The 9,720-nt window shown below is 60.9% G+C and carries 5 protein-coding genes and 8 pseudogenes; 9 read left to right on the forward strand and 4 right to left on the reverse strand.

The window, feature by feature from the left end; translation table 11 throughout:
• Window positions 1-157: pseudogene (locus tag PU724_RS32800) on the forward strand (transposase); the annotation flags it as partial.
• 170 nt (window positions 158-327) lie between these two features.
• Here the strand turns inward: PU724_RS32800 and PU724_RS32805 are convergent.
• A pseudogene (locus PU724_RS32805) lies at window positions 328-709 on the reverse strand (transposase); the annotation flags it as partial.
• A 134-nt stretch (window positions 710-843) separates the two neighbouring features.
• Between PU724_RS32805 and PU724_RS32810 the strand changes: the two are divergent.
• The 4 genes and pseudogenes from PU724_RS32810 to PU724_RS32825 form a co-directional block, all read left to right on the forward strand.
• On the forward strand, window positions 844-1,632 hold the full coding sequence (locus tag PU724_RS32810) for a class I SAM-dependent DNA methyltransferase (RefSeq protein WP_354425545.1): 789 nt from the start codon (window positions 844-846) through the stop codon (window positions 1,630-1,632).
• A 349-nt stretch (window positions 1,633-1,981) separates the two neighbouring features.
• Window positions 1,982-2,380 (forward strand): LysR family transcriptional regulator, encoded by a 399-nt coding sequence (locus tag PU724_RS32815; protein WP_354425543.1) that lies wholly within the window; start codon window positions 1,982-1,984, stop codon window positions 2,378-2,380.
• Window positions 2,381-2,438: 58 nt separating this feature from the next.
• Window positions 2,439-2,970: pseudogene (locus tag PU724_RS32820) on the forward strand (transposase); the annotation flags it as partial.
• A gap of 259 nt (window positions 2,971-3,229) precedes the next feature.
• Window positions 3,230-3,415, forward strand: a pseudogene (locus PU724_RS32825) (transposase); the annotation flags it as partial.
• Here the strand turns inward: PU724_RS32825 and PU724_RS32830 are convergent.
• The 3 genes and pseudogenes from PU724_RS32830 to PU724_RS32840 form a co-directional block, all read right to left on the reverse strand.
• Window positions 3,403-3,726, reverse strand: a pseudogene (locus PU724_RS32830) (IS21 family transposase); the annotation flags it as partial. The pseudogenes PU724_RS32825 and PU724_RS32830 overlap by 13 nt on opposite strands.
• A 218-nt stretch (window positions 3,727-3,944) precedes the next feature.
• Window positions 3,945-4,148: a hypothetical protein gene (locus PU724_RS32835; protein ID WP_426213792.1), complete on the reverse strand. Its 204-nt coding sequence runs from the start codon at window positions 4,146-4,148 to the stop codon at window positions 3,945-3,947.
• A 26-nt stretch (window positions 4,149-4,174) separates the two neighbouring features.
• A pseudogene (locus PU724_RS32840) lies at window positions 4,175-5,602 on the reverse strand (ISL3 family transposase); the annotation flags it as partial.
• A gap of 201 nt (window positions 5,603-5,803) precedes the next feature.
• On the opposite strand from PU724_RS32840, the pseudogene istA reads away from it, so the two are divergent.
• The 4 genes and pseudogenes from istA (at window position 5,804) to PU724_RS32860 (ending at window position 9,720) form a co-directional block, all read left to right on the forward strand.
• A pseudogene (gene istA / locus PU724_RS32845) lies at window positions 5,804-7,331 on the forward strand (IS21 family transposase).
• A gap of 15 nt (window positions 7,332-7,346) precedes the next feature.
• Window positions 7,347-8,107: pseudogene (gene istB, locus PU724_RS32850) on the forward strand (IS21-like element helper ATPase IstB).
• A gap of 315 nt (window positions 8,108-8,422) precedes the next feature.
• A complete protein-coding gene (locus PU724_RS32855) occupies window positions 8,423-9,223 on the forward strand; it encodes a CmcI family methyltransferase (RefSeq protein WP_354425541.1) in 801 nt (266 codons plus the stop codon).
• A 281-nt stretch (window positions 9,224-9,504) separates the two neighbouring features.
• Entirely contained in the window at window positions 9,505-9,720 is a 216-nt protein-coding gene (locus tag PU724_RS32860) for a hypothetical protein (RefSeq protein WP_354425827.1), read from the forward strand.

Here is a 9,720-nt window from a genome sequence, read left to right on the forward strand (position 1 = left end):
CAAGGCTCCGCAAGCTGAAACAAGGGGTCACGACGCCGGCAAGAAGATTGTCGGCCGCAAGCGACACATTGCCGTCGATACGGATGGACGGCTGTTGATGGTCAACCTCACCACCGCCGATATCTCCGACAGTGCCGGCGCTCAGGCGCGGTTGGATTGGTTCCGAGCGATCGCTCATGCAGGTCGATGCGCCTGTTCCGCCGCGGTTAAGATGGGACTTGTGGGCACGCGCTGGGGTTGAGTTTGTCGGGTTTTGCGGGGCGTTGGCGCCCGGCGCTCACGGTGCGGCCGGCTCGAGGGCGCCGGAGAGACGGCGGAACGCTCGAGCGCGCGGCGCGTGCGGGATGTCGTCGGCGCTCTCGTCGACGAGCCGCTGCAGAACCTTGTTGCCGGGTAGGCCGAAGAGGTAGTCGATGCCGTTGTTCTCGCACCAGGCCATGACTTGCGCCCGGCCATAGTGGCCATCGCCGCGGATCAGGATACGGGTGGTCGGCCAGCGGGCGCGGATGCGGCGCACGAGGCGGCGCAGATAGCCGCGGATCTCCTCGCCCGTCGGGGTCTTGCCGGGGCGCAGGATCATGGCGACGGGGCGGCTGGTGGCGGCGTCATAGACATGGATCGGCAGGAAGCAACGCTCGTCGTAGTGGGCGTTGAAGAGCGACAGCTGCTGATGGCCGTGAACGACATCGAGCGTAGCGTCGACGTCGAGCGGACATTCCGACATTCTGTACGTCTTGACGGCTCCGCGACACAGGCTTGCCCAACAGACTCCTCCATTTTCCAAGCTCAAGTAGCTGAAACAGTTCCCGTAAATGGGTTCTTCGCGTCGTTCTGCCAATTGGCATGAGTTTTGATGCCCTCGATGCGAACGCCGACGGTGCCGGACGGGCGCTGCGGCTGATCATCGGACCCAATACAAAGGAGCTGTCAATGAGCACCCAGGATCAGCAGACGGCACCGGACGAAGCCGTACGAGAGCGCATCAAGGCATCCCATGACCTCGATGGGGACGCAGTTCGCTTGGCCAACTTATACCGCGGATGGGCGAGCACCTTCGATCAGGATCAGGTCCGCGTCGGATACTGTGGACCCACGATCGTGGCAGAACTGGCAGGCGCCGTGCAGAGGGCTTATTTGGCCGGGCAGCGAAATGGCATCGCAATCCTGGACGCTGGTTGCGGAACAGGGCTCGTCGGCGTGGAACTGGAACGCCTCGGGTTCCGGTTGATCGATGGGTTCGACCTTTCGCAAGAGATGGCTGCAAAGGCGCTGCAAACCGGCGTTTACCGCCATGCGCGGGGAAATGTTGACCTTAACGGTCGGCTCTCAGACTACGCTAGCGCGGGATATGACCTAACCGTCTGCTGCGGTGTTTTCACTCTCGGTCACGTTCGACCGGACGGGTTGCGCGAGTTGGCTCGCGTGACCCGTCCGAACGGATTTGTAGTTGCAAGCACCCGCAAAAGTTATGCGGAATCAACATCCTTTGAAGTCGAGGTGCAGCGTCTACAGGATGAGGGTTTCCTTGAATTGGTGCAGTGTCTAAGGAACGGCAGATACCTCGCCGAAGAAGACGGGCACTACTGGGTTTTCCGAATACCAACGTCCGCACCGCCGCAGGAACGGCCATGATGGCGCTACCGCACAACTCATTCGCGACAACTTGCAGCTACGCGAGGCGACGAAGCGCGTGTACGGTCCGCGTAACTGAGCTTCTCTTTGCGCTTGACATAGTGACCCGATCGCACCTCACCAGTGAGCGATACGGGCATTCTATTCACGGCCCTTCTTGTCCGAAGCTGGACAAAATGTCGGAATCCGACGAAACTGCCGGGCGATGGGCCTGTCGATATTGATCAGGTGCAGCTCATAACTTCGCGCCAACCGGCGCGCAAGTTGCGCGGACAACGGAGTAGGACCGTAGTTTCGTGATTAATCTCAGCCTTCCAAGTCTACCTCGTAGAGTTCCGGCTCTCTCGCTATGAGCCCAAGGCTCGATACCCGGTCGCTCGATTCGGGTCTGCTGATCCGATCGGAGCATTCAATGTCTCATCGATGTTATGATCTCGCATTTTTCATTGCTCTTGAGGCATTCGAAGCCTCGGCATTTCATCTTTCGTTTGAGCTTGCAGCTTCTGAGTTGAATGTGACACCGGGAGAGATTAGTCGGCAGATCAAAGTCGTCGAGGACGAGCTCGGTGCTCCGCTGTTTGCGAGGGCGGCATCTGGCGTGGTGCTTACCAGCGTTGGGAAAGATCTCTATACCGCGCTGGCAGGCATTTTCTCAAAGACGTGCCGAGCCTTGACGACCATTAAGCGCGGCAGTCGTACCCCGATGTCCCGACTAGTTCCGCCGATGCGTTACGGTCGATCAATCTAAAATTCAGCGTGTGCCCGCGGTAAGGCTCAGCCACTGCGGACGTTTCGCCCAAGAGCTCAAGGCGCTGTCGAAGGCGATCCGCGCCACTTTCGGCAAGGACAGGCCTAATCCAGCGCACAAGGCGCGCAACATCATGGATCGGCTGCACAAGCAGCTTCACGCCTCGACGCGCCGGGTGCTGCGCCAAGCCTGGAAGCTCGACGACGCCGGCAAGGCCGAGAACCTCATCCGAAACCTCGCGCGTCGGCTCGACCAGGATCGGCCCAGGCGTCGCGGCAAGCATCTTGGAAGGCCTGAACGAGATCCTCACCGTCGTCCGGCTGAAGCTGCCTATGCAGCTTCAGCCGCTCGCTCGGCTGCACCAACATTGCCGAGAACATGATGGGCACGATCCAGCGCGTCACGCGCAACGTGAAGCGCTGGCGTAATAGCAAGATGGCCCTCAGTTGGGTCGCAGCCGGCATGATCGAGGCCACCAAGGGCTTCCGCAAGCTCAAAGCTCATAAGCAGTTGCCGGTCGCGCTGCGCTGATTGCCCATCGGCAACGCCTCGGCACAAAGCCCCTTGCTCCGGCATCGAAGGCTGCCTAACATGATTAACCCGCAACGTCGCTCAGCCGAAGTTCAACAAGCTCCGGGACATCCCCCATCGGACCTGCCGCGCGCTGTTATCCTTAAAATAAAGTCGGGCGTCGCGACAACTGATAGTTCCTGCTCTGATACCTAGCCCGTCTTATGCACGACGATGGGCCTTTGAGGCTGGCGGATGTAGCTTAAGCGATCGATTTGGCGTAGGATTCGGTTGCTTAGGCCAACCCTTCCACCGCATCTCGCGAGATCCACACCCGCCATGACCGAGGATACGTTGCTGCCGCTGTCTTTTCCAGCCGTCGGACGCAAGAAGATCACAGCTGCGTTTAACGGCGGCCGCATCACATCGGATGGCGGCGTCATGCTTCTGGCGGCCGCCGAACGGCGTTTGCGACTGGCCGACCGGCTTGCGGCTGCGATCCACGATCCACGTGATCGAGCGCGACGCTCGATCGTGCGACGAATGGCGCTGCCTAACTCGGGATGACGCCGCAGCATCTCCTCGAAGATTGCGACCGGCCGGACCCCCGGCGCCGCCCGCAGCAGCGGCACGATCTCGGCGTCAAAAAGTCGGCGAGCGGATCAGGACGGCGCCGTTGTCGCGGAACCTTCCTCTGCGAGGGCAGCGTCGAATCCTTCTCGATGCGATAGGCGGTGGCCGTGCTCATCGACGCCTTCGCCGCCGCGATGGCCGTCGTATAGGTCTGCCGGAACTTAGAGCCTCATCTGGTGATCGGTTACGTGGCGGCCGGGCACAAAGTGATTCCTCCAATCGGAAAAACCACCGGCATACCCAGTCGGCCGCGATCACCAGACAACGCTCCGAAAGGAACGCCGCCGGCGGCTTGAAACTCCGGTCGGGCTACGCCCTCCCTGCGTCTCAAGCCGCCGGCATTCTCATGCTGATTGGGATCTTCCGCATATTTGGTGCAGGGGCGGCGTTCCCTTGGTTGCCCCGTCTGTTTCGACGGTCGTTAGGCGGCTGCCAGCAGCCTGTTTCTCAGCAGCGCATACCCGGAGCGCCCATACATCTGGCGTTTGATGGTCTTGAGACGGTTGATCTGTCCCTCGACGGGACTGGTGCTCCAGGGCTGAGTGATGGCGGCCCGAACAGCCGCAATGTCACGGCCGATGCCTGCTGCAAGGGAAGCCAGTTCGCTGTCCGTGGCGTCCTCGATCCATTGCTCGAGACGGCATCATCGTTACCGCGTATCAGTGCAGCGAAACGTCGAGCCAGGTCACCCGCCTTCAAGAGCTCCGGCGCGCAGTCATATAGATGGCCCAAGAATTGCTCGGTCTGCTCATCGAGCAAAGTCGGGTCTTCGCTCAGCAGCCATGCACAGTTTCGGCGCGACGGCGGCCGCCATCGCGCATTTGGCGGAGCGGCCGATGAGCACTGGTGGCGGGCGGCGGTCGACCTGTAGATGGTCACCTTGCTGCCTGCAAAGCCGCGGCGCTTGATTTCGCTCCACAGGTGCAACCCGTTGCGTTGGCTTTCCTGCCAGCGTCCTTCGAGATACTCCTGGAAAGGATCCATGGGCGGGCGCCGGTGCTCGGGCTCCCCGCCCGCTGCAAGCCAGCGCTCGACCGTTCTCACGCTCATGCCGGTCCGGGGCGCGATCTGTCGCGGCGACATCCCGGTCGTCCGCAAATCAAGGACTTCAGCATAGAGTTCACTGCGCTGGTTGCGGCGCGACCGGCGCAGGCCATCAAGCTTCGGGGAAGTCTCCACCGATGGTTCCGGATTGGCGTCGTCATCGCCACTCATCTCGGCCATCATCGCCTTTCCGGCGGCACGGACCGCTTTGCGATGGCGGCCGAGGGCCAGACGCAACGCTTCGCCCAGGTTCTGAAGAAGATGCCAGCGGTCGGCGACCTGCGTTGCATCGGGAGCACCGCGACGGGCGCCGTCAGCATAAACGCCGGCGCGATCGCGAGCGATGACTTCGATGCCCGGATGACGTTTCAGCCATGACGCGACCGTGTTGGCATTTCGGTCCGGCAACAGATCGAGCACGCGGTTGCGCTCCAGATCGCAGATGATCGTTCCGTAGCGCTGCCCCTTGCGCCAGGCCCAGTCGTCGATGCCGACCACCCGCGGCGCGGCCGGCGGCTCGAACCCGGCTGCGCGGATCATCCGCAGCAGCGTGTCGCCGCTTACCGGCATGGCGAGTTTGCGCGACAGGCGCGAGCCGGATTCGCCACCGACCGCGAAGCCGATCGCCAGATGGCTCTCGCCGAGGCGGGCGGTGCGTCTCGCTCTCGGCTGCACCGTTTCCGGCAATCGTTCCGTAAAGATCCGCTGACGGCATTGCGGATCGGCGCAACGGAACCGCCTGGCGTGGAGCCGAATTTCGACAACCCGTCCCTGCCACGGCAGATCAGCCACCCGGCGCATGTAGTGGCTGTGGACGCGGCCGGTTCGGCAACCGCAGAAGGGACAGCACGATTCTGTCGCCTTCGGCCGGGCTACAAGCACCACCTTGTCGGCCTGTGGGAGAAATTGGACAATCGAAAGCTCGGTCGAGACCAGAGAGCGGAAGGCATGGAGCACGGGCGAATCACCGGCGTCGACTGCGATTCCGACTCTATGGACCTCATTCGCACCGCCCGTGAATCCCGGCACCTGCACCAAATATGCGGAAGATCCCCTGACAGACGAGCCGCCTGCGTATTTCAGGCGATCGTGAGCACGGATTTCACCGCATCGTGAGCACGGATTTCACGAGATCATGAGCAACGATTTAGACGATCGTGAGCACCTTTTCGGAGGTGCGGGACGCTTCGGCCGACAACTCAGCTACAGGGTGCCTCGTTCAAACGAGGAAGCCTGATGCCAACCCAGAGATTGTCGATGCGGCGGATCAGAGAAGTTTTACGTCTAAGGCATGTCCAGGGCCTGACCGAACGCGCCATCGCGCACACGCTCGGGGTGAGCAATGGCGTCGTGCATGGTTATCTGCGGCGCGCCCGTCTCGCCGGGCTGAGCTGGCCGCTGCCCGAGGGGAGGGATGACGAAGGCCTTGAGCTGCTGCTCTTCCCAGCGCCGAAGGCAGCATCGCAAAGCCCCCGGCGGCCGGTGCCCGATTGGAGCTATGTAGAGAAGGAGTTGCGTCGCCGCAGTGTAACGCGGGTGCTGTTATGGGAAGAGTATCGCGCCGCCAATCCCGACGGCTTTGGCTACACCTGGTTTTGTACGACCTTCGAAGCCTGGAAAGGGCGCGCGCGCCCGACGATGCGCCAGACGCACCTCGGCGGCGAGAAGGTGTTTGTCGATTTCGCCGGCGACACCATCGACGTCTTCGACCCCATCACCGGCGAAGCGCGCCCATGAAGCTGTTCGTCGCCGTGATGGGCGCGTCGAACTATACCTACGCCGAGGCGTGCCCGAGCGAGAGCCTGCCCGACTGGATCAGCCTTCACACCAATCTGTTCCGATTTCTAGATGGCGTGCCGAAGTTCGTGGTCTGCGACAATCTCAGGGCCGCCGTCACCAACCCCGATCGCTACGACCCCGGTCTCAACCGGACCTATGCGGAGATGGCGAGCCATTACGGCACCGCAGTTCTCGCAGCCAGGCCGAGACGCCCGAAGGATAAGGCAAAAGTCGAGGTCGCCGTGCAAATTGCCCAGCGCTGGGTCCTGGCGCGGCTGCGCAATCAGCGCTTCTTTTCCCTGGCGGAGTTGAACGGCGCCATCCGCCTGCTCGTCGCCGAACTCAACGCCCGCCAGATGCGCGGCTTCGGCTCCAGCCGCGCCGAACTCTTCGCCGAGATCGACAGGCCGAAGCTGGGCGCACTGCCGGATCAGCCATACGTCTTTGCGCGCTGGAAGCGTTGCCGTGTCGCGCCCGACTATCACGTCGAGGTCGACGGACACTGGTATTCCACGCCCTACCGCCTCATTCGCGAGCTCGTCGATGTGCGTATCGCCGTCAACACTGTCGAGATATTCCAAGGGCAGCGGATCGCCAGCCACGCCCGTGCGCCCAACCGGCGCGGCCACACCACCGTTGCCGATCACTGCCGAGCGCGCATCACCGCTACGGCAAGTGGACGCCGGGGGGATTGATCGCGGCCGGCGAGAAGATCGGTCACGCCACATTCCAGGCCGTCATCGCTGACCGGCCGCATCCCGAACAGGGCTTTCGCGCTTGTCTCGGCATCCTGGCGCTGACCAAAAGCTACGGCAACACGCGCGTCGATGCAGCCTGCCAACGCGGCATCCTTATCAAGGCACGCTCCGTCGCCTCGATCCGTTCGATCCTCAAGAACGGCCTTGATCGCGCTTTCCTCGAAGAGACGCCCGACCACCAGCCCCTGCGCCACGGCAACATCCGCGGTCAGGGCTATTTCCACTGAAGCATGGAGTTCTCAATGCTCGCCCATCCCACCCATGAACGGCTGATCGCACTCGGCTTGACCGGAATGGCCAAGGCCTTCGAGGAGCAGCGACGATCACCGGATCTCGATGCCCTGTCGTTCGAGGAGCGCATCGGGCTTCTTGTCGATCGCGAAGCCGCCGAGCGCGACACCAAACGGCTCACCACACGCCTCAAATTCGCCGCGCTGCGCCAGAGCGCGTGCGTGGAAGATGTCATTTGCGCACCCCGCGCGGTATCGACCGCGCCGTCTTCGCTCGGCTCGTCGCCGGCGACTGGATCGACCGCCACGAGAACTTGCTGGTCACGGGCGCAACCGGCCTGGGCAAGAGTTGGTTGGCCTGCGCCCTTGGCCACAAAGCCTGCCGTGACAATCGATCAGTGCTCTACCATCGCGTACCGCGTCTCTTTGAGGCGCTCGCGCTGGCGCGCGGCGACGGCCGCTATGGCCGTATGCTCAAGACGCTCGGGCGCATTCAACTCCTCATCCTCGACGACTGGGGCCTGTCGGTCCTCAACGCCGCCGAGCGCCGCGACATCCTGGAAATCCTCGATGATCGCCACGGCCGCGCGTCCACAATCGTCACAAGCCAAATCCCCGTGGAACACTGGCACGATGTTGTCGGCGGTCCCACGCTCGGCGATGCGATTTTGGATCGCCTCGTTCACAACGCTCACCGACTTCAACTCACCGGAGAAAGCATGCGAAAACATAAAGCCCGCGCCCACGCTCTTGACGCAGCCGCAAACACCTGAATCAATCAACAGGTCGGTCGAAGCGGCCGCTCATGATCGGGTGAAATCCCTGCTCACGATCAAATGAAATGAGCGCTCACCATCGCGTGAAATAGCTGCTCACAATCAGCGAAATGCGCTCGCCGCATGCCAGCGGCGGAGCGAACGTTGATGTAGGGGTTCGTCCATGATGTCCCGGACCCGACAAGCGCGCGGACATTCCAGCGGGCATGCAGGCATGCTTTTCGGTCTCGTTAAAGCGCGCGCAACCTCATTCCGCGAGTGGCACGCCGATTGCGTCGATAAGGAGGCGGATGTAAACATGGAGATAGACGTATGAAACTCGCTTCCGGGTACAAGGCTTTTTGGGATGCCGCCCACGAGAACTACCCCGATCAGATGAAGCCCGACGGACTTCTAGATCAGGGGTGGCGAGAGTTCATTCCTGACTGGCTGGGAATGTTTGACACCATTAGCAACGTCCTGGATGCTGATGATTCTGACCGCTTTGCCAAGCCATCCGATCGAACATGGATGTCGTCTATCTACCCATGGATTGCTGACAAGCGCTCCACAAAAGTTGGAGCATTGTCCAAGACTTATAAAGGTCTTATACTTTTAAAGACGCCTTTTGATCTTGCCTTGTATCCACGATTAATATGGGATCTTCAGCCTGCGACAATTATAGAGCTCGGTTCATATCAGGGTGGCAGCGGACTGTGGTTTGCTGATAATATGTCTGTACTCTGCGATAACATGGGTGAAGTACACTCCTTCGATTTGTATACCAAGTGTGTCCATGAAAATGCAACAAAACATCCTCTGCTTACCTTTCATCAAATCGACCTTTCTGATGCCGCCAACTTCGACGAAAATTTGCTGGCTAGGTTCCCCCACCCTTGGCTTGTGATCGACGACGCCCACGTGAAAATATTTTCCATATTTTCTTACTTAAACAAGTTTATGAAAAAAGGCGACTACTACGTAATCGAAGACAATCCATTTCAAGTAAACAAGGAGATTATCGACGGATTTCAGATGATAGAGGAGTCAGGTTTCCTAGTCGACACTTATTACACCGACGCGTTCGGGATTAATGTCACTTGTGCTCCAAATGCGTGGCTTCGAAAATCGTAACCTTGCCTCTGATTTAGAGCTTCGTTTGGCTCGCAACGCTGGCAGCGCCAGCTCGGCCGGGAGTAGCGAGACCGTCAACGGTGCGATCCGGATCGTGGTCGGGTAGCTCAGCCATTCGGCTTTCGCCCTCCCAGATCCGGGCGGACCGATTTCCCGCATCCGGCTCTTCCCGAGGCTAACCCGCGTCATATCCGTGCTAGCGCTGGAGTGGGCCCCTGGTGCCGGACAGGATGGTTTTCGGTAATTGACCGGGCAGCCGGGCTTTCAGAGGATGAAGGCCCATGGCAAAGCACCGAACCCACAGCGTCGAGTTCAAGCGGCAGGTTTCGCAGGAGTATTTCGGCGGCGAGACCCTGCATGCCCTCTCGAAGCGCCACGACATCTCACGCAATCTGATCCGGATATGGGTCGAGAGGCGGGCGCTCTCGATGAGGATGCAGCAGCGGCCGATCTTCTCCAGGCTTATGAGGCGCGCATTGCCGCGCTCGAACGGCTAG

Origin of the sequence: Mesorhizobium abyssinicae (genome assembly GCF_049887195.1) — a bacterium.
In the GTDB taxonomy this organism is placed as follows: domain Bacteria; phylum Pseudomonadota; class Alphaproteobacteria; order Rhizobiales; family Rhizobiaceae; genus Mesorhizobium; species Mesorhizobium abyssinicae.